Below are 25,845 nucleotides of genomic sequence, written 5' to 3'. Positions count from 1 at the left end.
CATGGCCAGCCTCGAACTGAAAAATGTCGTCAAGCGCTACAAGAGCCAGACCGTCCTCGACAATCTGTCGCTGACCGTGGCCGATGGCGAAACCCTCGTGCTGTTCGGCCCGTCCGGTGCCGGCAAGACAGTGCTGCTCAGGCTCGTCGCCGGCGTCATCGATCCGGATGAGGGCAAGATATTTATCGGCGGCGACGACATGACCGATGTCGATGCGGAGTTCCGCGGCATCGGCATGGCGTTCCAGAATTTCGCGCTGTTTCCGCATATGACCGCCTTCGACAACATCGCGACGCCGCTGGAGGCCAAGCGGTCCTCGCAGAGTGCGATCAAGGCCGGCGTCGAGAGCGTCGCCAAGCTGTTGAAGATCGCCCATGTGCTCTCCCACAAGCCGCGCGCGCTCTCCAACGGCCAGAAGCAACGCACCGCACTGGCTCGCGCGCTGGTCGGCTCGCCGCCGCTTCTGCTGCTCGACGATCCGTTGCGCAATGTCGACGCCAAGCTGCGCTTCGAGATGCGGCTCGAACTGCCGCGCCTGCTCGCCGATCGCGGCGCCACCGTCGTCTACGTCACCCAGGACTACAAGGAAGCCATGGCGCTCGGCGACCGCATCGCGGTCATGTCTCAAGGCGTCATCAGGCAGCTCGGCACGCCCGAGCAAATCTATCGCGAACCGGCCAATATCGAGATCGCCCGGCTGTTCGGCGACCCCACCATCAACCTGCTCGACGTTAAGCCTTCGCGCGACGCCAAGGGCATCTATGTCGGCCTGTCCAATGTCCAGGTCCATCTCGCCGGTGCCTACGACACGGCGGTCGGCCGCGACTGCGTGATCGGCCTGCGGCCCGAAGCGCTGAGCTTCGTCGAGGAGGGCACTGCCGCCGCCATTCCGGTGACGGTCGAGGCCGAGACGCCGCTCAACGAAAAGATCGTCACGTTGGTGCGCACCGTGCGCGGCCGCGAGATCCTGGTTTCGCGCCCGGCCGGAACGCCGGGCCGCAGCGAGGGCAAGGCCCATATCGCCGTCGACGGCAAGAGCGCCTTGCTGTTCGATCACGCCAGCGGCGACCGCATCGGTTCGAAGAACGTCGTCGCTTTGCGCAATGGAGAAGCGGCATGAGCCAGAGCGCACTCACCATCTCCGGTGTCGACAAGTTCTATGGCCCGATCGACCGGGGCGTGCACGCCGTCAAGAACCTGACCATGGAAATCGCCAAGGGCGAGATCGTGGCCCTGCTTGGCTCGTCCGGCTGCGGCAAGACCTCGACGCTGCGTATGATCGCCGGCTTCGAGGATGTGTCGCGCGGCGAGATCGCCGTCGCCGGCCGCAAGGTGCACACTCTGGCGCCGGTCAAGCGCAATGTGGCGATGGCCTTCGAAGGCTATTCGCTCTACCCGCCGCTGACCGTGCGCGAGAACATGGCTTTCGCGCTGAAGGCGGCGAGGCTGCCGAAGACCGAGGTCGACGCCAAGGTCGCCAGCATCGCCAAACTGCTTGAGATCGAGGACATACTGGAGCGCTACCCCAGCTCCATATCGGGCGGTCAGCAGCAGCGCGCCAGCCTCGGCCGGGCGCTGATCCGCGAGGCCGACCTGCATCTCCTGGACGAGCCGATGGGGCAGCTCGAACCGCAGCTGCGCGCCGTGCTGCGCGGCCGCATCAAGCACTTCATCAAGGAGCGCGGCCTGACTGCGATCCTGGTCACCCACGACCAGACCGAGGCCAATGCGCTTGCCGATAGGATCGCGGTGATGGAAGGCGGCGTGCTGCAGCAGTTCGATACACCGGACCGGATCAAGGAGCGCCCGGCGAACCTGTTCACCGGAACTTTCGTCGGCGAACCGCCGATGAATGTCTTCGAGGCCTATGTCGGCGCCACCGCCAGCCGCATCAATTTGCGGCTGCCCGACGGCCTTTCGCTCGATTACGACAAGGACGCCTTCAGCGCTCCGGTTCGCGATCAGTTGCTCAGCCGCGAGCGGGTCGTCATCGGCATCAGGCCTTACGCGGTCCGGCGCTCGAAGGAAGGTGTTCCGGCCAGGGTATCGGCCAACCAATGGCTCGGCGACCAGACCCATATCGCCGCCGACTTCGCGGGCGGCTCGCTGGTCCTGGTCGAGCATGACCGCACGCGTCTCGATCTGGGTGCGCCGATCAATGTCAGCATCGATCCGAAGAACCTGCACGTCTTCGACCAGGCGAGCGGCGAGGCGATTTCGCACGGCATGGAGCTTGCCTGATGCGTGACATACTGATCGGCATCGACGCCGGCACCTCCGTCATCAAATCCATCGCCTTCGACATAGCGGGCCGGCAGATCGCCGCCGCCGCACTGCCCAACCACTATGAAACGCTGCCGGGCGGCGGCGCCGAACAGGATCTTTCGCGCACATGGAGCGATGCCGCCACGACCTTGCGCCAGCTCGCCGACAAGGTGCCGGACCTCGCCAGCCGGACGGTGGCGATCGCGGTCACCGGGCAGGGCGACGGCACCTGGCTGATCGACGCCAAGGGCGAGCCGGTGGCGAAGGGCTGGCTCTGGCTCGACGCGCGCGCCGCTGCCGTCGTGGAAGAAATCCGCGCACGTCCCGAGGACCGGCTCCGCTTCGAAAAGACCGGCAGCGGTCTTGCCGCCTGCCAGCAGGGTTCGCAATTCGTCTTCATGAAGCGCACCATGCCTGAAATGCTCGGCAAGGCGGCGACGGCGTTTCACTGCAAGGACTGGCTCTATTTCAGGCTGACCGGCGAACGCGCCACCGATCCGTCCGAGGGCACCTTCACCTTCGGCGATTTCCACACCCGCGACTATAGCGACGAGGTGCTCGACGTGCTTGGCGTCGCCGATCTCAGGCATCTGCTGCCGCCGATCGTCGATGGCACCAGGCACAGCACCGGGTTGTCGCAAGCGGCCGCCGACGCCACCGGGATGTTGGCCGGCACCCCCGTGGTGCTTGGCTATGTCGACGTCGTCTGCACCGCTCTCGGCGCCGGCCTGCTCGACCGCGAGCGCAAGCCGGGCTGCTCGATCATCGGCTCCACCGGCATGCATATGCGGCTGGCCGAGACCCCCGACGATGTGCAGCTGAACGACGCGGCGACGGGCTACACAATGGCGATGCCGGCGCCCGGCGTGTTCGCGCAGATGCAGTCGAACATGGCGGCTACGCTCAACATCGACTGGGTGCTCGGGCTCGCCTCCGGCATTCTCGCCTCGCAAGGCATTTCGCGCAGCAATGGCGAGATGATCGCGCTGGTCGATGCCTGGATAGCCGCCGCGCAGCCAGCCTCGCTGCTCTATCAGCCATACGTGTCGGAGGCGGGTGAGCGCGGGCCGTTCGTCGATGCGAATGCCCGTGCGGGGTTCGTCGGCATTTCTTCGCGGCACGGCTATGCCGACCTCGTCCGCGCCGTCTTCGAGGGCCTGGCCTTTGCGGCGCGCGATTGCTACGCGGCCATGGGACCGCTGCCGCGTGAAGTCCGCCTTACCGGTGGCGCTGCCAGAAGCCCGGCGCTGCGCAAGATCCTCGGTGCAGCGGTGGGGGCCGACATTCGCACCAGCGCGCGCGAGGAAGCGGGCGCGGCGGGTGCGGCAATGATCGCCGCGGTCTGCGTCGGCCTCTACCCGTCCATGGATGCGTGCGTCGGCGAATGGGTGACGCCGCTGCTTGGCGAAGCCGAGCCCAGCGACCGCAGCCTCGCCGCGATCTACGACAAGATGACCCCGTCCTACATGTTGGCGCACCAGGCGTTGCGGCCGGTCTGGCGCGCGATGGCTGCAGCGCAGGAAAATTGAGAAGTTGAGTATGCGTAAGAGAATAGCGATCATTGGCGACAACTTCATGCTGCCGGAGGTGTTTCGCGCCAAAATCGAGAACGTTGCGACCGGTGACCTCGACATCAGGACATTGCAGACGGCGTGGCCCGACGAACCGATGGAGTTCGGCAATCCGGCGCTCGGTCTCGACAAGGTCAAGGAGTATTTCGGCCACCCCGACGAAGTTGTCGATTTCATCGGCGATGCCGAGATCCTGGTCACGCAGCTCGCGCCCCTGTCGGACAGCATGATGCGGCGCCTGCCTGATCTCAAGCTGGTCGCGGTTTCGCGTGGCGGCCCGATCAACATCGACATGGCTGCTGCAAGGGCGCACGGCGTCACAGTGGTCAATGTGCCTGGCCGCAACGCCACTGCCGTCGCCGAGTTCACTCTCGGCGCCATCCTGGCCGAGACGCGTCTGATCCGGGTCGGCCACGAGGCCTTGCGCAAGGGCGAGTGGCGCGGCGATCTCTACCGCGCCGACCGCACCGGCCGCGAGCTCAACGAAATGACCGTCGGTGTCATCGGCTACGGCAATATCGGCACCAAGGTCGTCCGCCTGCTGCGCGCCTTCGGTTGCCATGTCCTCGTTTGCGACCCTTATGTTCAATTGAGTGCCGACGATCGCAATGCCGGCGTCGAACTCGTCGCGCTGGACGATCTGCTGTCCCGCTCCGATGTCGTCACGCTGCATCCCCGGGTGACCGAGGAGACGCGCGGCATGATCGGCACGGACACCATCGCGCGGATGAAGCCGGGCGTGATTCTCATCAACACCGCGCGCGGGCCGCTGGTCGACTATGACGCACTCTACGAGGCGCTGGTTTCAGGGCAGATCGCCAGCGCCATGCTGGAGACGTTCGCGGTCGAGCCGGTGCCTGCCGACTGGCCTTTGCTGCAGCTTCCCAATGTGACGCTGACGCCGCACATCGCCGGCGCTTCGGTGCGCACCGTCACCTATGCCGCCGAACAAGCCGCCGAGGAGGTGCGCCGCTATCTCGCCGGACTGCCTCCGGTCAATCCGTGCTGAGGCAGCCGCCATGACACATCACATCGGCATCGAGGCCACGGCGACATGAACGGCGGTCCTGAAATCGTCGACCTCTTTGTCATCGGCGGCGGCGTCAATGGCGCCGGCATAGCGCGCGATGCCGCCGGCCGCGGCCTTTCGGTCATCCTGTGCGAAAAGGACGATCTCGCCGAAGGCACCAGTTCACGCTCGGGCAAGCTCGTCCATGGCGGCCTGCGCTATCTCGAATATTACGAATTCCGTCTGGTGCGCGAAGCGCTGATCGAGCGTGAGGTGCTGCTGGAATCAGCGCCGCACATCATCTGGCCGATGCGCTTCGTGCTGCCGCACAGCCCCGACGACCGACCGGCCTGGCTGGTGCGGCTCGGCCTGTTCCTCTACGACCATCTCGGTGGCCGCAAGCGGCTGCCGGCGACCCGCACGCTCAACCTGCGCACCGCGCCCGAGGGTGCGCCGATCAAGGACGCCTTCCGGCGCGGTTTCGAATATTCCGACTGCTGGGTCGACGATGCCCGCCTCGTCATCATCAACGCGCTCGACGCCGCCGAGCGCGGCGCCAGGGTTTTCACCCGTACCGCCTGCACCGCCGCCCGCCGCGAGAACGGCCTGTGGGTTGTCGAGATGCAGGATGGCAGGACGGGCATCAGGACGGTGGTTCGGGCCCGCGCGCTGGTCAATGCCGCCGGCCCCTGGGTCAACGACATCGTCAACCGCGTTGCCGGCCAGAACTCCAGGCGCAATGTGCGCCTGGTCAAGGGCAGCCACATCGTCGTGCCCAAATTCTGGGAGGGGCGGCAGGCCTATCTCATCCAGAACAGAGACAAGCGTGTCATCTTCATCAACCCCTATCAGAACGATCTCGCTCTGATCGGCACCACCGACATCCCATATGAGGGCCGGCCCGAGGATGTGGCCGCGGATGAGAGCGAGATCGATTACCTGATCAAGGTGGTCAACCGCTATTTCAAGCGCGGCCTTGCACGCGGCGATGTCGTCTATTCGTTCTCCGGCGTCCGGCCGCTCTATGACGACAATGCCGACAATCCCAGCGCGGTGACCCGCGACTATATTTTCGAGCTCGACGCGCCGGATGCGCAGGCGCCGCTGCTCTCCGTCTTCGGCGGCAAGATCACCACCTTCCGCAAACTGGCCGAGCATGCGCTGGACAGGATCGCTCCGTTCTTTCCCAAAATGGGCAAGCCCTGGACAGCGAAGGCGCATCTGCCTGGCGGCGACATCGCCAATGCCGATTTCGAACAGTTTCTCGGCGACCTCGGACGCGAATATCCATGGATGCCGGCATCGCTGCTCAAGCATTATGGCCGGCTTTACGGCACCAGGACGCGGGCTTTGGTTGGCGCTGCCCGCTCGCTCGATGACCTCGGGCGCTGCTTCGGCAAGGATTTTTTTGAGCGCGAGGCCAACTATCTCTTCGACCGGGAATGGGCGGTGACATCGGCCGATATCCTGGAGCGACGCACCAAGCATGGCCTGCATCTGTCCGCCGAGGAGAGGGCGGCCTTCGAGCATTGGTCCGCAAACCGGTTGGCGAGGGCAGGCTGATGGCGCATACGGGCGACAACCACTCCAGCGAATTCTGCATGCTGCGTTCCTTGTCCGCCAGCATCGGCGCCGACCCGCTGCTGGTCCAGGGCGCCGGCGGCAACACCTCCATCAAGCAGGCCGGCGTGCTGTGGATCAAAGCCTCGGGCACCTGGCTGAAGAACGCGCGCGACGATGAGATCATGGTGCCGGTCGCGCTGGCGCCGTTGCTCGATGCCGTGGCTCAGCGGAGCCGGGCGGCGGAGACGGCCGGTCAGTTCACGCTGGCGGACCTCAACCCTCGCCAACTGCGGCCCTCCATCGAGACGACGGTGCACGCGCTGCTGCCGCAGAAGATTGTCGTCCACGTCCATTGCGTCGAGACGATTTCGATCGCCGTGCAGGCCAATGCTGAAGCCTTGCTGGAGGAGCGCCTGCGTGGGCTCGATTGGGCGTTCGTGCCCTATCGCCGGCCCGGCCTGCCGCTGGCGCAGGCAATCGCCGAGCGGCTGAAGCCCGCGACCAACGTGCTCGTGCTTGGCAATCACGGGCTGGTGGTCGCCGCCGACACGGTCGGCGAAGCAGCCTTGCTGCTGCAACGGGTGACCGGGCTGCTCGCGCGCCCGCCGCGACCGGCCCCGCTAACCGATCTTGACGCTTTGCTGCGGCTCGCCGCCGGCAGCGACTACCGGCTGCCGGCCTCGGCGGCCGCGCATGCCGTCGCGACCGATCTCGCCAGTTGCCGCATCGCCGCTTCCGGCAGCCTTTATCCGGATCACGTCATCTTTCTCGGTGTCGGTTCGGTGATCGCCGGCCCCGCCGAGAACGCGGCGGCGGTCGTCGCCCGCACTGCGGCCGCGCCGACGTCCGTCCTCTTTCCCGGCAAGGGCGTGCTGATGCGCCGGGATGCCAATGCCGGCGCCGAAGCGATGGCGCGCTGCCTGGCCGATGTCGCCGCGCGCATCGATGGTGCCGCGCGCGTCAACTATCTCAGCCCGAATGAGAATGCCGAACTGTTGAACTGGGACGCCGAAAAATACCGCCAGCAACTCAACCGCGAGGGGACGACGCTGCAATGACGGCCGTCACCGCCCCGCGCCAGCGCTGAGGAGGGATCGCCTCTTGGCCTTCACGCTCTCTCTCAACACCAATCCGCTGGTCAACCGATTTGCCGATCCGGACGACCTGATCGACACCATCGCCTATGATATCGGCATAAGGGACGTCCAGCTCACGCATGAGTTCATCAACCCCGGCTGGCCGGCGGCGACGATCGTCAAATTCGTCCGCCTGTTCCGCGGCGCGCTCGCCCGCACCGGCGTGCGCGTCACATCAGGCATGACCGGCCCCTACGGCCGGCTCAATCATTTCGGCCACCCCGACGCCGATGTGCGCCGCTACTATGTCGACTGGTTCAAGACCTTCGCCGACATCTCCGCCGAGCTTGGCGCCGGCGGCATGGGCACGCAATTCGCCATTTTCACCCACCGCGATTTTGACGACCCAGAGCGCCGTGCGCAGCTATTCGACATCGCCCTGGACTGCTGGCGCGAGGTCGCCGAGCATGCCAAGGCGGCAGGCCTGACCTATTTGTTCTGGGAACCGATGTCGGTCGGCCGCGAGTTCGGCCACACCATCGAGAACTGCCGGCAGATGCAAGGCGCGATCGACGCCGCCCGAATGGCCGTTCCGCTGGAGATGATGGTCGACATCGACCATGGCGATGTCACCTCAAGCAATCCCGCCGACATCGATCCCTATGCCTGGGCCGAGGCCTTTCCCCGGAAATCGCCGATCATCCACATCAAGCAATCGTCGATGAACAAGGGCGGCCATTGGCCGTTCACCGCGACCTACAACAGGGATGGCCGCATCACGCCGGAAAAACTGCTGGAGACGGTGCGGCGCGGCGGCGGCACCGACAACGAGATCTGTCTCGAATTGTCGTTCCGCGAGCGCGAGCCGGTCGACCATCAGGTCGTCGCCATGATCCGCGAGTCCGTCGACTACTGGGCGCCGTTCATCGACGCCGGCAGGTCCGGTCTGCTGCCAAAGGCCTGATAAAAAAGGGCAGGAGCTGATGCAGCTCCTGCCCGTCGAACTCTGCAGATTTGAAGTCGCCAGAACCTCAGCCGAATTTCGGGTCGAGGCTGCCCGACTTGTAGCGCTTGGCCATCTCCGAGACCGGCAGCGGCTTGATCTTCGGCGCGTTGCCGGCGGTGCCGAACTGCTCGAAGCGTTCCTTGCAGAGCTTGCGCATGGCAGCCATTGCCGGCGTCAGATATTTGCGCGGGTCGAACTCGCTCGGGTTTTCCGTCAACACCTTTCGGATCGCGCCGGTCAGCGCCATGCGGTTGTCGGTGTCGATGTTGATCTTGCGCACGCCATGCTTGATGCCGCGCTGGATCTCTTCCACCGGCACGCCCCAGGTCGGCTTCATCTGGCCGCCATACTTGTTGATGATCTCCTGCAGATCTTCCGGCACCGAGGACGAGCCGTGCATGACCAGGTGCATGTTCGGCAGACGGCGATGGATCTCCTCGATGACGTTCATGGCCAGCACCGCGCCATCGGGTTTGCGCGAGAATTTGTAGGCGCCGTGGCTGGTGCCCATGGCGACCGCCAGCGCATCGACATGGGTGTCCTTGACGAATTCCACCGCCTGTTCCGGATCGGTAAGCAACTGGTCGTGGCTGATCGCGCCTTCGACGCCGTGGCCGTCCTCCTGCTCGCCGCCGCCGCTCTCCAGCGAACCGAGCACGCCGATCTCGCCTTCGACCGACACACCGCCCCAATGCGCCATGTCGACGACGCGCTTGGTGATGCCGGAATTGTAGGCGTAGTCGGCCGGCGACTTGCCGTCTTCCTTGAGCGAGCCGTCCATCATCACCGAGGTGAAGCCGTACTGGATCGCGGTGACGCAGGTGGCTTCGTTGTTGCCATGGTCGAGATGCATGCAGACCGGGATGTCGGGGTGGATTTCGACCAGCGCATCGATCAGCTTGGCCAGCACCACGTCATTTGCATAGGCGCGCGCACCGCGGCTTGCCTGCAGGATGACGGGCGATTTGGTCTCTTCCGCCGCCTCCATGATGGCGAGGCCCTGTTCCATGTTGTTCATGTTGAAGGCCGGCACGCCATAGCCGTATTCGGCGGCGTGATCGAGCAATTGTCTCAGTGTGATGCGAGCCAACGAATAGTCTCCCGTATCTGGTTTCAAACCTGGTGGTTGCGAACTGTCCGCGCATCGTCCAGCCCACCGATGCTTCTGGCCGGATTTCCGCGCAACCGCAACCGTGACAGACCGTCCCGGCAGCAATTCTTGTTACAGGGCCGCGATCGGGGCAACCGGAATGTCCCAGAGAATTATCTCATTATCACAAAATATTTGATACTTTTGCGACGATAGCTGTTATATCTTCGACCCCATCAAGGAGCCACGCTGCGGCGTTGGCGGTCAGCGGCGATGAAGAGCGATATCAGGCGTCAAGGCATCATGGAGTTTCTGATGGATGCCGGTCAGGCCGGCGTCGACGATCTCGCCTTGCGCTTTGGCGTCTCCAAGATGACCGTGCACCGCGACCTCGACGAGCTCGAGGAAAGTGGTTTCCTGCGCAAGGTGCGTGGCGGCGCCTCGATCCAGCCGAGCAGCCTGTTCGAAAGCGATTTCCGCTACCGGCAGAAGCAGGCGATCGAGGAAAAGCAGCGCCTGGCCGCGGCCGCCGTGGCCATGATCGAGCCCGGCCAGACGGTGATCATCGACGACGGCTCGACGGCGGGCGGCATTGCGCGCCATCTCGCCGGTCTGCGGCCGCTGACGGTGATCTCCAACAATCTGGCCGTCATCCAGGAACTGGCCGGGGCGGGAGGCATCAACCTGATCGCGCTCGGTGGCGAATACAGCAAGAAATTCCACGGCTTCTTCGGCCTGCTCGCCGAGGACATGCTCAGATCGCTGCGCGCCGACGTCGCCTTCCTGTCCTCATCCGCCATCCATGGCGCCTCCGCCTTCCACCAGGACCAGGAGGTGGTGCAGGCCAAGCGGCTGATGATGACGGCGGCAACCCGCAAATACCTGCTGGTCGATCACGGCAAGTTCGGCCGCACGGCGCTACATTTTCTCACCGACCTCAAGGCGTTCGACACGGTCTTCACTGGCCGTGAGCTCGAGCCGGGGTTGTACGAGGCGCTGGATGCCGCCGGTGTGTCGGTGGCCCTGGTCGGTAACTGAGTTCGGCACTGAATAAGGAGCACGCGTGGTGTATTGGGTCGGTACAAGCTGGAAGATGAACAAGACGCTGGCCGAGGCGCTGGATTTCGCGGAGCGCCTGGCCGGCTTCATTCCCGGTTTCGATGACCGTATCCAGCCCTTTGTCATCCCGCCTTTCACGGCGGTGCGCGAGGTCAAGCAGGCGCTGTCGTCGACGCGCATCAAGGTCGGTGCCCAGAACATGCATTGGGCCGATGCCGGCGCCTGGACCGGCGAGATTTCGCCTGTGATGCTGCGCGACTGCGGGCTCGATCTGGTCGAACTCGGCCACAGCGAGCGGCGCGAGCATTTTGGCGAGACCGATCGCACGGTCGGCCTGAAGACGGCGGCCGCCGTGAAGCACGGCTTGATCCCGCTGATCTGTGTCGGCGAGACGCTGGCCGAGCGCGAAAGCGGGCAAGCCGATACCGTGCTGACCGCTCAGGTCGAGGGCGCGCTGCAATTCCTCGAAGGCGAGAGGAAGGGCGCAAAAGTCCTGTTTGCCTACGAGCCGGTCTGGGCGATCGGCGACAAGGGCATTCCGGCCAGCGCCGACTATGCCGACAAGCAACAGGGACTGATCAAGACGGTGGCCGGCGGCCTGCTCCCGTCCGTGCCGCGGGTGCTCTATGGCGGCAGCGTCAATCCCGGCAATGCCGCCGAACTGATCGGCCAGCCCAATATAGACGGCCTCTTCATCGGCCGCTCCGCCTGGCAGGCGGAGGGCTACATCGACATCCTCGGCCGCGCCTCGGCGGCGATCTGAAATCAATCAAACACGAAAGGGAAAACCCATGAAAATAGCCATTGGAGCCGACAGCGCCGGCAAGCCGCTGCTCGATGTCATCGCCGCACACCTCGCGACCAAGCCGGGCCTCACGGTCAGCGACCTCAGCCAGGCCGGTTACTATGCCGACCTCTCGCAAAAGCTCGCCCAGACCATCATCGACGGCGAGAACGAGCGCGGCATCCTGTTCTGTGGCACCGGCATCGGCGTCTCGATCTCGGCCAACAAGGTGCCGGGCATCCGCGCCGCACTTACCCACGACACCTATTCGGCCGAGCGGGCGGCGAAATCCAACAACGCCCAGATCATCACCATGGGCGCCCGTGTCATCGGCCCGGAGCTGGCCAAGGCGATCGTCGACACCTGGCTCGCCTCGGAGTTCGACGAAAAGGGACCGTCGGCCGGCAATGTCCAGGCGATCGACAGGCTCGACGCGGCGAAGATTTAACCCAGGCTCTTGCGTATCGCGCCGATGACGGTGACGGCCGACGCCGCGCCCGGATCCATGTGGCCGAGCGATCGCTCGCCGAGCCGCGAGGAGCGGCCCTTGGCGGCGATCATGTCCTTGGTCGCTTCAGCACCAGACTCGGCGGCGGCAAGGGCCGCCTCGAGGCTCTGAGCCAAGGTCTTGCCGGTGAGATTGGCTGCGGCGGCCGCTTCCGCCGCCGGTTGCCAGGCATCGACCATCGTCTTCTCGCCAGGTTCCGCTTTGCCGCGATCCTTGATGCCTTGCGCCATGGCCTGGAACAGGGCGATGAAATCCGCGTCCGCCAGCGTCGCCTTGCCCTTGACGGCGGCGGCGGCGCGCATGAAGGCCGTTGCGTAGAGCGGGCCTGACGAGGCGCCGACGGCATTGAGGAACGACTTCGCCGCCGTGTTGAGCAGCGCCGTCGGCTCGGTCGTTGCAAGGTCGAGTGGCGCCAGCGCATCGCGCACGGCATTGAAGCCGAGCTCCATGGCGATGCCGTGGTCGGCGTCGCCGATGACGCCGTCGAGCTGGCAGAGCCGGTCCTTGTCGGCCTCGATCGCCACCGCGATCGTATCGAACATTCTTTTCAGGTCGGCGGCATCGATGGTCACGGGAATGCTCTTTCGTCAGCCGGCACGGAACATGGCGCAGTCGCAGGGATGGTCGAGCATGGCCTGCAGCTCCTCGTCGAGATGAAGAAGCGTCACCGAGGCGCCCGCCATTTCAAGCGACGTGCAGTAATTGCCGACCCAGGTCGCGTGAATGGAAACGCCGAGCGCGTCGAGCCGCTGCTTGACCCGGCGGTTCATGATGTAGAGCTCCATCAGCGGCGTCGAGCCGAGCGAGTTGACCAGCACCGCGACCTTGTCGCCGTGCTTCGGCGCCATCTCGGCGAAAATCTTGTCCAGCATCTCGTCGGTGATCGCGTCGGCGGTGCCGAGCTTGCCGCGCGCGATGCCGGGCTCGCCATGGATGCCCATGCCGATCTCCATCTCGTCGGCCCCGATCTCGAAATTCGGCCGCCTTGTCTGCGGCAGCGAGCAGGGCGACAGCGCCACGCCCATGGTGAAGGTGTGGTCGTTGGCCTTGCGCGCGATGCGCTCGACCTCGTCCAGGGAGAGCATGAGGTCGCAGGCGGCACCGGCGGCCTTGAAGATGAAGAAATTGCCGGCGACGCCGCGGCGCTTCTGCCGCTGGTCGCGCGGCGCCGAAGCGACGTCGTCGGTGGTCAGCACCGTGCGCACCTCGATGTCGTCCATCGCTGCCATCTCGGCGGCCATGTCGAAATTCATCACGTCGCCGGCATAGTTGCCGTACATGAACAGCACACCGGCGCCGCCGCTCACCGCCTTGGCGCATTCCAGGATCGGATCGGGCGGCGGCGAGGCGAAGACGTTGCCGATCGCCGCCGCGTCCGCCAGGCCCTTGCCGACAAAGCCGAGAAAGGTCGGCTCATGGCCGGAACCGCCGCCGATGACGAGGCCGACCTTGCCGGGTCGCGGCCCGTCGCGGGCGATGATCGAGCGCGGGCTGCCGTCCGCGCTTTTAAGATGGCGAGGATGCGCGGCGAGAATCCCTTCGAGCATCTCGTCGACTGCGCGATTGCCGTCATTGATGATCTTCTTGGTCTGCACCGGCATCCTCCCGATTTCTGGCAAATACTACCGGGTGTTATCGCGATTTCCACCCGGCCGGGAAGATTTCATGCCGCGATCTTTTCCCGTGCGGCGAGAATTTCCACGCAGGCCTTGGCCGCTTCCTTGCCCTTGACGGTGAAGTGCTCGAAGAAGAAGCGATGGTGCTCGGCGCTGTCGTGGTAGTTGTGCGGCGTCAGCACCGCCGAAAGCACCGGAACGCCGGTCGACAGCTGCACGTTCATCATGCCGTCGATGACGGCGCTGGCGACGAACTCGTGCCGGTAGATGCCGCCATTGACGACGAAGGCCGTGCCGAGGATCGCGGCATAACGGCCGGTCTCAGCCAAGGTCTTGGCATGCAGCGGGATTTCGTAGGCGCCGGGCACGTCGAAGACATCGATGGCGAAGCGACCGCCGCCGATATCGGCCAGTTCCGCCTCGAAGGCGTGCACGCACTGATCGACGATGTCCGCATGCCAGCGCGCGCGAATGACGGCGATACGAACAGTTTCATAGTCTTTGTGGGAATGCTGATTCATGGGTCCATCCTTCCGTTTCGAACCAGAATCAGGACGCACGATACGGAATCCGGCCCGCCAAGGCGGTCCGTTTTCCGTTTCGTTCTCTTTCATCCGGACTTTAACCGTCGGCTCCGGAATCACACCGGATCTGCTGACCTTTCCGATTTTGCCGGAAAGCGCTCGCGGGCTTGGGTCGAGACCCCTACCGCCGGTGGGGACTTTCACCCCGCCCTGAGAACATTAACGCCGTTTGTATGGAAGGGCAGGGGTGCTGCTGTCAACCGCGCGAGGCCAGTGGCCAATCACGTTCTGTCGACTGGAGCAATTGCGCGAAAGAAGCGTTTATCGCGTGCGCCACGCCGCCGCCGAAGCGGCAACCAGCATCAGCAGCGCCGCAACCATCGCGCAGACGGCAAAGCCGAAGCTGGAATAGAGCGGCCCGAAGCCAGTGGTGCCGATAAAGACCGCCAGATAGGTCACCGCGCTGTTCAGGCCCATGATCGTGCCGCGCCGTGAGGGATCGAGCGCCGACAAGCGCATCACCAGGACGTTCAGTCCAAAATGATTGGCAAGCCCCCATAGCGCCACCATGGCCAGGGTCAGTCCAAAATTATTGCTCGCTGCGGCAATGGCAACGTAGACGATGGCGACAAGAAGATAGGCGAACGGCATGACGCGCGGGGCGCCAAGCCGGTCGATGACACCATCGAGAAGCGCTGCCATGCCGAAGCCCACGCCATAGGCAAGCGCGGCCAGCCCATTGGCGCTGACTGGCTCTCCCAGGCCGACATGAAGATGGTCGCCCAGATAGCCATAGACACCGTAGAACGAGGTCATGAAGGCGGCGCAGGCAACCAGCAGCGGCAGAATTCCGGGAATGCTCAGTGCCTCCAGCGGGGCGGGCGCAGGTCCCGCCTTCCTGGCGTCGCTGAGCGACGACATCGTCAGCCCGACCCAGGCCAGGGCGGCAAGTACCGCGACGGCGGCGAAGACGGCGCGCCAATGCACGAGATCAGCAAGCACGGCCGACAGCGAAACGCCGGCCACCATGCTGAGCGTCCATCCGGTCAGCACGACGCCGATGGTCCCGCTTTCGCGGCCAGGCGGCGCGATCGCCGCCGAACTCGCATAGATCGCCGGCATGGCGACGCCGGCGGCGATGCCGGCGACCAGCTGGGCCGCGACCAGCATGATCAGTATCGGTGCGGCTGCACTGGCGACAAGAGCAATGGCCAGCAACAGCAGTGCACCCTGCAGCATCCGGCGGGCGCCGAGCCGGTCGATGTAACGAGCCAGGAACAGGGCGCTTGCCGAAGTGCCGAGGCCGAATGCGGCCGCCGCGATCATCACCACCGGTACGCTTGTTCCGAACGAGGCGGCGACGGCTGGTGCTATTGGCCCCAGCACAAGCGAATTCGAGCCGATGACGGCAATGCAACCTGTCAGCAGATAGGCAAGCGCCGGGATCGGCGCACGGGCGCTCGCCACCACCAATGTAACTTGATCAATGTTCGACATATCGACATAATGACCGTATTCTATTCAGCGACAATCGGGAAATTGGCTATGGATGAAGAAACAGATGGCATTCCGCAGAACAAGCCTGCTGCCCGCGACCTCGACGCTATAGACCGAAGAATATTAGGCGTTCTCGTCGACGACGCCACCATCAGCTACGCCGAACTCGGCGATCGTGTGGGCTTGTCGCCACCCGCTGCACATGAGCGCGTCAAGCGTCTTCGGCGCAGTGGCGCCATTCGCGGCACCGCTGTCATCATCGACCCCAAGGCGGTGAAGAAGCCGCTGCTGGCCTTCGTGCATATCGACACCAGGGGCTGGGGCAAGACCCCGGAATTGATGGCGGTTTCGCAATATCCGGAGGTCGAGGAGATACACACCGTCGCCGGCGACACCTGCATGTTGCTGAAGGTCCGTACGGAAGATACGAGGGCGCTGGAAGGCCTGCTCGCTCGCCTCTACGAAACGCCCGGCGTCACGTCGACGCGAAGTTATGTCGTTCTCTCGACTTATCTCGAAAGGCCGGTGCAGCCTGGCATCACCGAGACGTGGCCGACGCCCAACCATATGAGCAAGCCGCTGTATTAACCACCAAGCCGAATCGTCTCGAAATAGGCGTCGGTGCCGACCTGGCCGCCCTTCAGCGCGATTTCGAGACCGTCGATGTCGCCGCCGCCATGGGCAAGGCAAAGCGGCGAGCCCGGGGATTGCGGCAGCGGCATGCGCACGGTCAGCGCATCGATGGAGAGCTGTCCCAGCGCATGGCTGGACGTGTCGCCGCCGGCGATCACCGCGCGCTTGAGTTTTTGGTCGACGACCAGCCGCCTCAGAATGTCCCCCAGTGCCCGGCCAAGCCTGTTCCGCGCGCCTTCGATATGGTCGATCTCGGCACTGCGATCAGCCTGCGGACCAAGGGCGGTGTAGAGGATGACGCTGCGCCCTGCCGCCAGGCTCGCCAGGCCGCTCGCGACAGCGCTCTCGATCGCCTCGCCGGCGCCGTCCGAGACCAACTGCATGGCATCCGTCTGGATACCGTCGAAGCCATGGGCGAGCGCGAAGCGGATCTGCTTCTCGGTGGTTGGCGACACACTGCCCGAGACCACGGCGAGCCGGTCCACCGGACCGGGCGGCGCGAAGGATGCGTGCCCAGCGGCGATGCCCGTGCCGGCCCATTCGGTAAGCAGCGCATATTCGACGCCCGAGGATCCAACGACGAAACCATGGCCTTGTTCGCAAATGCGCCAGATCTGTTCGCCGACGCGTGCCTGCGTCTGGCGGCTTTCGACGTCGAAGAGGACGATCGCCTTGTCCTGCAAGACATGGTCGACGGTCTGCGAACGATCATCCGCCTGCAGCGCCGCCAGGTCGACAAGGCCGGAACCGAGATCGGTCTGGCGCGAGAGGTGGACGAGCAGGTCCGCCTCGTTCATCGGCGTCACCGGATGCCGGCTCATGACCGGATGGCGGTCGATGCGGAAATAGGTGCCGCGAAATGCGGCGAAGAGGTTTCCGAACGCCGTGTAGCGTTTGAGCTGGGGCGCTCCGACAACCACCGGCACGGCCTTCTGGTCAAAGACACGCCGGCCGATCTCGATGGCGCGGCCGATGCTGCCGACCGTCGGGCTGGAATCGAAGGTCGAGCAGATCTTGTAGTGGCAAACCGCCGCCTCGAGGCTTCTCAGCCATTCGAAGGCCGGCGCCAGATTGTCGTCCATCCATTGCGGCGTTTCGCTGCGGCTGGTGCCTGCCAGCCCCATGGCGCGGCACTGCGAAAACCGTGAAAGCAGTTGCTGGTCGGGACGGCGCATGAACAGCACCGTCGGCACGCCGCCAAGCTCGAGCGCCTCCATGACGTCGGTCGAACCGGTGAGGTCGTCGCCATAATAGCTCAGCAGCAGGTTCTGCATGACCTCGCTCACGCCGCCTTGCCGTCGCCGAACTTTTCGATCGATCGCGCCAGTTCGGCATGGTCACGGGCATAGTCGGCCAGCGGAATGCCCACGACAGCGGCCTGCCAGGCCTGCTGGACGGCGCGCACGCCTGCACCCGGGCCATCGGGATGGCTGACGATGCCACCGCCGCAGAGATAGAGCAGATCGACCGTCCGCCCGGTGCGCTCATAGGTCTCAGGTGCCTGTCCGCCCCATTGGCCGGAACCGGCGACCGGCAGGGCGCAATCGTCCGGCGAAAACAGCGGCGTCGTCACCGCCTCGAAGGAGCGGACGAAAGACGCGTCCGGCTCCCAGTATTTCGAGGCGATGCCGTTGATCTGGAACTGGTCGACGCCGAGCAGGCGCCAGAACTGCTGCCAGACCTTGAAGTCCATGCCGAGGCCGGGATGGCGGGTGAGGATGTCCCAGCCATTGCGGTGGGCGTGCAGCACCAGGCCGGAGCGTTTCCTGAGATAGGCCATGCCGCCGAAGCCGATGGAGTTGATGTTGACCACGGCGCAATTGCCGCCTGCCGCAAGCACCAGATCGTGGTTGCGCGTCATCTCGTCCGGGTCGGCATGCGAGATGCCGAAGGCATACATCACCTTCTTGCCGGTCTTCTGCTCGTGGTCGAGGATCAGCGGCATGATCGCCTTCACCCGTTCCGCCAGCGGCGAGTAGGCCGGGCTCATCAGTTTTTCATCGTCCTTGATGAAATCGACGCCGGCCGCGATCAGTTCGCCCACCATCGCGGCCGTCTCGGGTGGCCGCAAGCCCAGCGCCGGCTTGACGATGGTGCCGATGATGGGGCGGCCCTCGACGCCGGTCAGCCTGCGGCTGCCGGCGACGCCGAATTGCGGGCCGGGATGGGCGCCCCTGAATTCGTCCGGCAGCTTCATGTCGACGACGCGGATGCCCGACAGGCCCTTGATCGAATAGGTGCCGCCGATGGCGATGGTCATCAGCGCCGACAGGTCGGTGCCGATCGCATCGAACGGAAAGCCGATGTCGACATCGGCGCGCTTGAAAGGTCCGCTACCGGCCTCGGGAATGGACGGCTGCTGCGCATCAGGCAGATGCCGGATCGCCAGCACCCGCGCCGCCACGCGTGCCTTCAGCTCTTCGGTCTCACCGGGCAAGGCAACGAAGGTGCCGGTCGATTGGTCGCTGGCGATCTTGGCCGCCAGCGCCTCGGTGCTATCAGGTGTTTCGATGCGATAGGTGAAGGTGATCATGGGGAGCCGGCCGGTCGAAAAGGGTCCGAAAAAGTTTCGTCGCGTCTGAAATCTGGTATAATGAGTACATAAGTATTGCAAGCAAATATCCGGACCTCGTGCGACGCGGCGGGCAAGGCGCAGGCATTCCGGGAATCACGCCGGCAATGCTAAACAGGAACCGGGCCAGGGAGTGATTCGTCACGATGAACCGTTCGGAGCCGATCGTCCGGCGCAAACTTTCCGACGAAGTCTTTGCAAGGCTGAAGCGGCTGATCACCAGCGGCGAATTGCAGCCGGGCGACGACATGCCGTCGGAGCGCGAATTGATGGAGCGCTTCGAGGTTGGCCGGCCGGCCATTCGCGAGGCGATGCAGGCGCTGAGCAATATGGGCCTCGTCGCCATTTCGCATGGCGAGCGGGCCAAGGTGCTGCAACTCACCGCCAAGTCGATCATCAAACAGGTCGACGGCGCGGCCAAGATCATTCTGTCTTCGTCGAAGGACACGCTCGAGCACCTCAAGACCGCGCGCATCTTCTTCGAGCGCGGTATGGTCAGGGAGGCCGCCGAAAAGGCCACCGTCGAGGATGTGCAGCGGCTCAAGGCAACTGTTGCCGAGCAGCGTGCCGCGCGCGGCGATTCCGACGCCTTCATTTCCGCCGACATGAACTTCCACACCCAGATCGCGGCAATATCGGGCAACCCGATCTATGTCGCCGTCAGCGAGGCCATGCTCGGCTGGCTGAAGGAATATCACACCGAGATGCTGATCTGGACCGGCAAGGAAAAGTTCACGCTGACCGAGCACGAAGAGATCGTCGACCGCATCGGGCAGAGGGACCCCGAGGGTGCCGAGAAGTCGATGATCAAGCATCTCGAACGCTCGCGCGCGCTCTACGTGATGAACTCCGAGAAGTAGGCTCTTAGCCGATCCGGGTAATGGCGTAGGGCGACATGATGAGATGACCCTGGCCAAGCGCCGACGCGTCGACCGGGACATCGTCCGCCGTCAGGTTCGCCAGCCACACGATGGTCTCGCCCGACGCGGAGCGGCCGGCCAGCGCCGCAATCCTCGTCTCGTCGCTTGTCCTCGCGGACACATGGGCGAGCCCAGCCAGCTCGCAAAGCCCTTTGATGGCCTCGAAGATCGGCCGCGGTGACCCTTCAGCGACGGCTTCACCGGATGCCGCCAGCAGACCGAACGGCCCGCTGAAGCCGGACAGCGTCAGCATCTCCAGCCCGGCCGGTGCGACACGCGCGGCATAGCCGATGGTCCATGCCGCGGCGAACAAGCCGTTGTGTCGCGGATCGCAGTTCGCCATGGCGATGCGCTGTCCCTGCGGATTGTCCTTGGTCGCGCCGCCGTAAGGGTTCTGCCGCATGGCAATGGTCGAAGGCCCGATCCTGTAAGGCTTGTCGCCGAAGATCGCCCGCGCCGACCGGGTGATGAACGGCAACGCCTCCAGCGACTGCATGACGCTGAGATCGTCGGCGGCATGCACGATCGGGCAGGTGCAATGGGTGACGAAATCGAGCAGCCCGGCCGGGACGAGTTTGCGGTTGAGCTCGGTGAAATAGCTGAACATGCCGCCGCCGAGACGGATATCGGGAAAGGCGCGCCGCGCCGCGGCATAGACATCTTCGAGTGGCGGGCAGGGCGGCCAGGCGCTGCCCGGCGGTGTCGATTGCCGGTCGACCGAAGGCGACACCGCGATGGCGTCGAGCCGCAGACCTGCCCGGCGCACCATGTCGGCGACCTCTGCGAGTTCGGCATCGAGATCGCCGCTGCAGGCGACCACGCATTCGAGCGTTGTGCGGGCGCGATAGCTGTCGGCGAGCCGGGCGAAAGCGTGCAAGGCGTCGAGCCCGTGACCGCGCGTCGGATCGTAGTGAAACAGCAATTGTTGTGGCCCGAGCGCCGACAAGGTGGCGAGGTTCGCCAGCACCGTCTCGACATCGCCGGGATAGATGATCACGCCGACGTCCGGCAGCGCCGGACCGGGCTCGCCGAGGGTCACGCGCACCGCGCCGGATGCCTCGGCGACGGCTGGCGTCCTGCCGACGCTGGCAATGCGCAGGCTGATCGTCTGGCGGTTGGTTTCGCCGGCCGGCAAGACATAGGGCCACGGCAGCGCCAGCGGCCGCACATAGGTCTTGTAGGAGGCGTCGGACCAGTTGCGCTGGTCCTCCATCTCGAAAACGTCGCCTTCCATCCGGCATTCGGCGCTGACGCCGGGACGCACCTCATGCGTGATGGCGCGCAAATCCTTGAAAGGCTGCCAGGGGTCGATCAGGTCAGGCAGTTTCGTCGCCACCACGCTGCCATCCGTGTGCTCAACCGTCACCGGGCTGCCGGCCAGCCCGGCGATCGGATGCAGGATGCAGAAGCCGCAGCGGTTGGTCTCGAAATCGCTCTCGGGTAGCGCGCTCACGTCGAACACCAGCTGTCCGTCCGCCGAGCCCTTGATGGTGGCGCGGAAGACGAGCCGGCTTCTACTCGTCCCGGCGCAGCTCGCCGTATAGCTGACAGAGAACGCATCGGCGCCTTGGTCGATGACAAGGTCTGCCAACACGGGCTCGTAGGTACCCCAGTCGCGGTCGCGCACGATATAGGCGATGGCGCGCAAGACCTCCGTGCCGCCATGGCGGATGGTGCGCAGATTGCCGTTGACGAAATCGGCGCTGAGCGGCCCGGCGCTGAGCCGGACCGGTTCGGCTTCCGCCGCGCGTGTGCCGCAAAGCAGGAAGCGATCCGCCGTCATTTCAGCAGGCCGTCGATCACCACCGGCTGCCGGGTTGCGGCGCCGGCATAGGCGGCCTCGACCAGCGCGAATGTCTTCAGGTTGTCGGCGCCAGAGGTTGCCGGCGCCTTGCCTGATGCAAGGCTGTCGACCCAGTGGCGCTGGATCGCCAGCACGCTCTCCTGGATGTTGTGCCATGGCCGCGAAGCCCAGGGCAGCAGCGGCGGCGAGACATCCTTGACCGTTGTGCCGCTCTTGCCGGTGACGGTGAGCTGGTATCCCTGCGCCAGCCGCAGGGTCCCGTCGCTGCCGTCGATCTCGATCAGCGTTTCGGGAAACGGCTCCACCGCAAGCCGCGTCGCATAGCTGCAATCGACCACCGAAGTGGCGCCGCTCTTGTGATCCAACAGCATGGTGGCGACATCCTCGCCGGCGATGGCCGGATTGATGCGTGCCGTCCGGGCGGTGAGGCTCGAGACGTCGCCCAGCAGGAAACGCGCGATGTCGAGGATATGGATGCCGAGATCTTCGATGATGAAACGCTTGCCCGTCGCCAGGTAGGGCTGGCCGGAAAACACGTCATAGGCGGAGCGGAAGGAGATGCGCCCGAAGAAGGGCGTGCCGATCTCGCCGCTGTCGAGCACGGCGCGCACCGCCTGGATTGGCGACTGCCAGCGGAAATTCTCATGCACCATCAGCGGCACGCGGGCCTCGGTGCAGGCCGCGACCATCGCTTTGGCGTCGGCCAGCGTCGGCGCGAACGGCTTCTGGCAGATCACCGGGATGCGGTGAGCGGCGGCCATCTCGACCAGTGGCCGATGGCTGCCGACGGTGGTGGCGATGTCGACGAAATCGAGCGTCTCGGCCGCGAACAGTGCTGCCGCATCGGTGTAGCGCCGCGCCACGCCAAACTGGTCGCCGACGATCCGCAACCTTTCCGGATCGCGGTCGCAGATTGCGACGATGGAGGCGCCGTCGATGTCGCGCCAGGCATGCATCTGGTTGACGGCGAAGAAGCCGCAGCCGATCAGCGCTCCACTCAAGCTCGCCATGATCAACCAGCCTTTGCCATCTGCATCAGGGTAACACGCTGCTGAAGCCGGCGCTGCGCCTGGTCGACGACCACGGCGACGATGATGACGAGGCCCTTGATCACCATCTGCCAGAAGGAGCTGACGCCCATCATCACCAGCCCGTCCGACAGGATGCCGATGACGAAGGCGCCGACGATGGTGCCACCGATCGTGCCGCGGCCGCCCGACATCGAGGTGCCGCCAAGCACCGCTGCGGCAATGGCATTCAGTTCGAAGCTTTCGCCCGTGGCCGGATGCGAGGCCATCAGCTCCGACGAGATGATCAGGCCGACGATCGCCGCGCAGAAGCCGGAGAACATGTAGACGAACATCTTCACCATGTTGACGCGCACGCCCGAGATGCGTGCCGCGCGCTCATTGCCGCCGACCGCGAAGATGTGGCGGCCGAGCGGGGTGTATCTGGCGAGATAGGCTGCCCCCAGCGCCACGACGATCAGGATCCAGATCGAGACCGGCAAGCCGGCGAGCCGGCCGGCACCGAGGAAGCCGAAGCCAGTGGTGCCGAGTTCCGGCTTGCCGACCAGATTGGGGAAGGTGCGCCCGTCGGACGACAGCAGCGCCAGGCCGCGCGCCACGTAGAGCACGCCGAGCGTGGCGATGAACGGCGCGACATTGAGCCTGGTGATCAGCAATCCGTTCACGGCGCCGATTGCTATGCCGACCACTAGCGTGATCAATGCGATCTCGACCACGTTGAAATAGATGGTGTAGCCGATCTGCAGATCGATGCCGTTGAGCACGAGATAGCCGGCCACCATGCCACACAGGCCGACGATCGAGCCGACCGAAAGGTCGATGCCGCCGGTGATGATGACGAAGGTCATACCCATGGCGAGGAAGGCGTTGAGCGCCACATGTTTGGCCATCAGGATCAGGTTCGCCGCCGACAGGAAGTTCGGCGCTGCGATGGAGAAGAACACCAGCACGGCAATCAGCGCGATGAAGGTCCTGAGCTTCATCAGGGTCAGCAGCGCCGAGCCGCTGGAGGCCGAAGAGTGAGCCGCCCTGGCCGGAATATCAGTCATCAGCGTTGCTTTCCATGTGCGGGGGCAAGATGGGCGGGTCCGTGGCCGAGCGCCGATGCGGCGACGATCGCGGCTTCAGTCGCCTCGGCGCGGTCGAACATGCCGGTCAGTTTGCCATTGCTCATCACCGCGATCCTGTCGGACAGCGCCATCACCTCGTCGAGGTCGGACGTGGCGAAGAGGATGCCGAGCCCATCGCGCGACAGCTTGCGCATGGTGCGGAAGACATCGGCCTTGGCACCGACATCGATGCCGCGGCTGGGCTCATCCATCAACAGCACCTTCGGTCCGGTGAGCAGCGCCTTGCCGATCACTACCTTCTGCTGGTTGCCGCCGGAAAGCGACGAGACCTCTTGCGCCGGATCGGCGACCTTGATCGCGAGTTCCCGCACCATCTGCGCCACAGCCTGCCGCTCGGCACTGCCTCGGATGTGGAACAGGGTGACGAAGCGCGACAGGCTGGCCAATGTCAAATTGCTGGCGACGGACAGGATCGACACCAGGCCCTCGCGCTGGCGGTCTTCCGGGATCAGCGCCAGCCCGCGCCTGATGCGCCGTGTCGTGTCGCGCTCCCTGATATGGTTTCCGTCGATGAAGATCTTGCCGCTGGCATGCCCATGGCGGCCCATGATGCAGTCGAACAGCTCGCTGCGCCCGGCGCCCATCAGGCCGTAAATGCCCAAGATCTCGCCGGCGCGCAGCGACAGCGAGACGTGGTCGACCGCCAGTCCGCCGGTGGCGCGCGGCAGGCAGATGTCCTCGGCGCGGAAGATCTCTTCGCCCGGCACATGGCCGTCGGCCTTGGCAAAATCCTTGGCGTCCGAGCCGATCATCTGCCGCACGATCCATTGCGTGTCGACGTTTTTCACGTCCTCCTGGCCGGTGATGCGGCCATCGCGCAACACGGTGATGTAGTCGCCGATGCGGATCAGCTCCTCGAGCCGGTGCGAGATGTAGACGATCGCCACGCCGCGCGCCTTGAGGTCGGCGATCACCTTGAACAGGATCTCGACTTCGGACGCGCTCAGCGCCGAGGTCGGCTCGTCCATGATCAGGATGCGCGCATCGAGCGAGACGGCCTTGGCGATCTCGACCAGCTGCTGCTGGCCGATGCGCAGATCCTCGACCAGCATGTCCGGCCGAATACCGGCTTCGAGTCGATCGAGGAATTCACCGGCCCGCCGCTCCTGCTCCTTGCGGTCGATCTTGCGAAACCGGTTGGTGATCTCGCGCGTGGCGAAAATATTCTCGGCAACGGTCATGTTGCCGAACAGATTCAGCTCCTGGAACACCATGCCGATGCCGCGGTTCACCGCGTCACCCGAGGAGGAGAAGGAGACCTCGTTGCCGTCGAGGAGGATGCGGCCGGCTGTCGGCTGCTCGACGCCGGCGATGATCTTCATCAGCGTCGATTTGCCGGCGCCGTTTTCGCCGACCAGCACATTGACCGCGCCCTTGCGCACCTCGAAATTGGCCTGCTTGACCGCGACGGTGCCGGCATAGACTTTCGAGACGTCCTCCAGCTTCAGGATGATTTCGTGACCGGTCGCCGTGCTCATGGCTTCGGCCCGATCTCGGCCTCCGCCGGGGTCACCAGCGGCAGGTCCTGGCCGGCTTCGATCGTATAGGCGCCGAGCACCTTGGCGGTGCGGCCCTCCAGCGCCTCACGCGGCAACTTGGACAGCACGCTCTTGTCGGCGTAGGCATTGAACGCCTTGCCGAACTTGGCGAAGTCGATCTGGTTGGTGAAATCGTTGAACTGGACGAAGTCGAGGCTGTCGCGCAGTGCGGTTCCGCGCATCGCCGGCCCGATCTGCACGCGCGCATCCGCCTTGCCGTCGCCGTCGACGTCGATATCCATCGTTGCCGCGCGCGACTGGGTGTTGGCGGCGACGATCTTGCCCTCGACGCGGACCGCGAAGGTCCACGGCGAATTCGCCTGTTTCTTGGGGTTGCCGTATTTGGCGCCTGCTGCCGCCTGATCGGTCTTCGCCAGCACATGGACCTCGGCGAACGGCCCGGCCTTCTGCTGCAGGTAGGGGATGACCTTCGCCACCCAGATATCCTCGACCATCTTGTCCGGATTGAAGCCGGTCGCATTGGCGCCGTCTTGCGCGGAGGGCGTCGGCAGAATCTTGCAGGCGCTGAGGCTAAGGCCGGCGAGCGCGACAAGGGTCAGCCAGGTCAACTTCTTCGGCATTGCGGTCAAGCATCCCAGGGAAATGGAGACGAGGGACGAACCCTAGGTTCGCCCCTCGCGGATTGCATTGC

The 25,845-nt window shown here is 64.9% G+C and carries 24 protein-coding genes and 1 riboswitch; of the genes, 12 read left to right on the top strand and 12 right to left on the bottom strand.

The features are described 5' to 3' along the window. Window position 1: 1 nt before the first annotated feature. The 7 genes from AC56QX_RS30370 to AC56QX_RS30340 are packed head-to-tail and all read left to right on the top strand — an operon-like array spanning window position 2 to window position 8,448. Entirely contained in the window at window positions 2-1,120 is a 1,119-nt protein-coding gene (locus AC56QX_RS30370) for an ABC transporter ATP-binding protein (protein ID WP_497112232.1), read from the top strand. After that, on the top strand, window positions 1,117-2,241 hold the full coding sequence (locus AC56QX_RS30365) for an ABC transporter ATP-binding protein (protein ID WP_497112230.1): 1,125 nt from the start codon (window positions 1,117-1,119) through the stop codon (window positions 2,239-2,241). The genes AC56QX_RS30370 and AC56QX_RS30365 overlap by 4 nt, the downstream gene beginning before the upstream one ends. Next, complete coding sequence (locus AC56QX_RS30360; RefSeq protein WP_497112228.1) at window positions 2,241-3,794, top strand: FGGY family carbohydrate kinase; 1,554 nt, start codon at window positions 2,241-2,243, stop codon at window positions 3,792-3,794. Before AC56QX_RS30365 ends, AC56QX_RS30360 begins: the two co-directional genes overlap by 1 nt. A 10-nt stretch (window positions 3,795-3,804) precedes the next feature. Further along, window positions 3,805-4,845, top strand: a complete 1,041-nt coding sequence (locus tag AC56QX_RS30355; RefSeq protein WP_497112227.1) for a 2-hydroxyacid dehydrogenase — start codon at window positions 3,805-3,807, stop codon at window positions 4,843-4,845. Between the two features lie 45 nt (window positions 4,846-4,890). Next, window positions 4,891-6,408 carry a glycerol-3-phosphate dehydrogenase gene (locus AC56QX_RS30350; RefSeq protein ID WP_497112225.1) on the top strand — a complete coding sequence of 506 codons (1,518 nt, stop codon included), beginning with the start codon at window positions 4,891-4,893 and terminating at the stop codon, window positions 6,406-6,408. Next, the gene (locus AC56QX_RS30345) at window positions 6,408-7,466 is read left to right on the top strand and encodes a class II aldolase/adducin family protein (protein WP_497112223.1); all 1,059 of its coding nucleotides are present in this window, start codon (window positions 6,408-6,410) and stop codon (window positions 7,464-7,466) included. The genes AC56QX_RS30350 and AC56QX_RS30345 overlap by 1 nt, the downstream gene beginning before the upstream one ends. A 43-nt stretch (window positions 7,467-7,509) precedes the next feature. Then, entirely contained in the window at window positions 7,510-8,448 is a 939-nt protein-coding gene (locus AC56QX_RS30340; protein ID WP_497112221.1) for a sugar phosphate isomerase/epimerase family protein, read from the top strand. A gap of 67 nt (window positions 8,449-8,515) precedes the next feature. On the opposite strand, the gene fba is transcribed toward AC56QX_RS30340, so the two are convergent. Then, a complete protein-coding gene (gene fba, locus AC56QX_RS30335) occupies window positions 8,516-9,580 on the bottom strand; it encodes a class II fructose-bisphosphate aldolase (RefSeq protein WP_010914722.1) in 1,065 nt (354 codons plus the stop codon). A gap of 273 nt (window positions 9,581-9,853) precedes the next feature. Between fba and AC56QX_RS30330 the strand changes: the two genes are divergently transcribed. Genes AC56QX_RS30330 through derI form a run of 3 tightly spaced genes read left to right on the top strand, consistent with a single transcriptional unit; the run spans window position 9,854 to window position 11,871 of the window. Next, on the top strand, window positions 9,854-10,618 hold the full coding sequence (locus tag AC56QX_RS30330; RefSeq protein ID WP_497112219.1) for a DeoR/GlpR family DNA-binding transcription regulator: 765 nt from the start codon (window positions 9,854-9,856) through the stop codon (window positions 10,616-10,618). Window positions 10,619-10,673: 55 nt separating this feature from the next. Beyond that, window positions 10,674-11,402: a triose-phosphate isomerase gene (locus AC56QX_RS30325; protein ID WP_497117970.1), complete on the top strand. Its 729-nt coding sequence runs from the start codon at window positions 10,674-10,676 to the stop codon at window positions 11,400-11,402. Window positions 11,403-11,430: 28 nt separating this feature from the next. Beyond that, on the top strand, window positions 11,431-11,871 hold the full coding sequence (derI, locus tag AC56QX_RS30320; protein ID WP_497112217.1) for a D-erythrulose-4-phosphate isomerase: 441 nt from the start codon (window positions 11,431-11,433) through the stop codon (window positions 11,869-11,871). Here derI and dhaL read toward each other — a convergent pair. The 4 genes from dhaL to AC56QX_RS30300 all read right to left on the bottom strand — a co-directional run bounded on the left by dhaL (window position 11,868) and on the right by AC56QX_RS30300 (window position 15,568). After that, entirely contained in the window at window positions 11,868-12,503 is a 636-nt protein-coding gene (dhaL, locus tag AC56QX_RS30315) for a dihydroxyacetone kinase subunit DhaL (RefSeq protein WP_497112215.1), read from the bottom strand. The two genes, derI and dhaL, sit on opposite strands and share 4 nt — an antisense overlap. A 15-nt stretch (window positions 12,504-12,518) precedes the next feature. Next, the gene (locus AC56QX_RS30310; protein ID WP_497112213.1) at window positions 12,519-13,532 is read right to left on the bottom strand and encodes a dihydroxyacetone kinase subunit DhaK; all 1,014 of its coding nucleotides are present in this window, start codon (window positions 13,530-13,532) and stop codon (window positions 12,519-12,521) included. A 62-nt stretch (window positions 13,533-13,594) separates the two neighbouring features. Then, entirely contained in the window at window positions 13,595-14,068 is a 474-nt protein-coding gene (locus AC56QX_RS30305; protein WP_497112212.1) for a 6,7-dimethyl-8-ribityllumazine synthase, read from the bottom strand. Window positions 14,069-14,145: 77 nt separating this feature from the next. Beyond that, a riboswitch (FMN riboswitch) is annotated at window positions 14,146-14,293 on the bottom strand. A gap of 99 nt (window positions 14,294-14,392) precedes the next feature. Continuing rightward, window positions 14,393-15,568 (bottom strand): MFS transporter, encoded by a 1,176-nt coding sequence (locus AC56QX_RS30300; RefSeq protein ID WP_497112211.1) that lies wholly within the window; start codon window positions 15,566-15,568, stop codon window positions 14,393-14,395. Between the two features lie 48 nt (window positions 15,569-15,616). Between AC56QX_RS30300 and AC56QX_RS30295 the strand changes: the two genes are divergently transcribed. Next, window positions 15,617-16,156 carry an Lrp/AsnC family transcriptional regulator gene (locus AC56QX_RS30295; protein ID WP_497112209.1) on the top strand — a complete coding sequence of 180 codons (540 nt, stop codon included), beginning with the start codon at window positions 15,617-15,619 and terminating at the stop codon, window positions 16,154-16,156. Here AC56QX_RS30295 and AC56QX_RS30290 read toward each other — a convergent pair. Continuing rightward, window positions 16,153-17,475, bottom strand: coding sequence for a four-carbon acid sugar kinase family protein (locus AC56QX_RS30290; RefSeq protein WP_497117969.1), 1,323 nt, complete (start codon window positions 17,473-17,475; stop codon window positions 16,153-16,155). The two genes, AC56QX_RS30295 and AC56QX_RS30290, sit on opposite strands and share 4 nt — an antisense overlap. Window positions 17,476-17,483: 8 nt before the next feature. Further along, window positions 17,484-18,734 carry a 3-oxo-isoapionate-4-phosphate decarboxylase OiaX gene (gene oiaX, locus AC56QX_RS30285; protein WP_497112208.1) on the bottom strand — a complete coding sequence of 417 codons (1,251 nt, stop codon included), beginning with the start codon at window positions 18,732-18,734 and terminating at the stop codon, window positions 17,484-17,486. Window positions 18,735-18,919: 185 nt separating this feature from the next. On the opposite strand from oiaX, the gene AC56QX_RS30280 reads away from it, so the two are divergent. After that, on the top strand, window positions 18,920-19,633 hold the full coding sequence (locus AC56QX_RS30280) for a transcriptional regulator NanR (RefSeq protein ID WP_497112206.1): 714 nt from the start codon (window positions 18,920-18,922) through the stop codon (window positions 19,631-19,633). A 4-nt stretch (window positions 19,634-19,637) separates the two neighbouring features. Here AC56QX_RS30280 and apnL read toward each other — a convergent pair whose 3' ends face one another. Genes apnL through AC56QX_RS30255 form a run of 5 tightly spaced genes read right to left on the bottom strand, consistent with a single transcriptional unit; the run spans window position 19,638 to window position 25,774 of the window. Continuing rightward, window positions 19,638-21,476 carry a D-apionate lactonase gene (apnL, locus tag AC56QX_RS30275; protein ID WP_497112204.1) on the bottom strand — a complete coding sequence of 613 codons (1,839 nt, stop codon included), beginning with the start codon at window positions 21,474-21,476 and terminating at the stop codon, window positions 19,638-19,640. Further along, complete coding sequence (locus AC56QX_RS30270) at window positions 21,473-22,507, bottom strand: Gfo/Idh/MocA family protein (RefSeq protein WP_497112202.1); 1,035 nt, start codon at window positions 22,505-22,507, stop codon at window positions 21,473-21,475. Before AC56QX_RS30270 ends, apnL begins: the two co-directional genes overlap by 4 nt. A 2-nt stretch (window positions 22,508-22,509) precedes the next feature. Continuing rightward, window positions 22,510-23,574: an ABC transporter permease gene (locus tag AC56QX_RS30265; protein WP_497112201.1), complete on the bottom strand. Its 1,065-nt coding sequence runs from the start codon at window positions 23,572-23,574 to the stop codon at window positions 22,510-22,512. Continuing rightward, window positions 23,574-25,133, bottom strand: coding sequence for a sugar ABC transporter ATP-binding protein (locus AC56QX_RS30260; RefSeq protein WP_497112200.1), 1,560 nt, complete (start codon window positions 25,131-25,133; stop codon window positions 23,574-23,576). The genes AC56QX_RS30265 and AC56QX_RS30260 overlap by 1 nt, the downstream gene beginning before the upstream one ends. Then, entirely contained in the window at window positions 25,130-25,774 is a 645-nt protein-coding gene (locus AC56QX_RS30255) for a DUF2291 family protein (protein WP_497112199.1), read from the bottom strand. The genes AC56QX_RS30260 and AC56QX_RS30255 overlap by 4 nt, the downstream gene beginning before the upstream one ends. Between the last annotated feature and the right edge of the window lie 71 nt (window positions 25,775-25,845).

The sequence above is a fragment of the Mesorhizobium sp. RCAM 06353 genome, from assembly GCF_059683585.1.
Note: the sequence above shows the minus strand (reverse complement) of the source record. Positions and strands in the feature narration are given on the sequence as shown.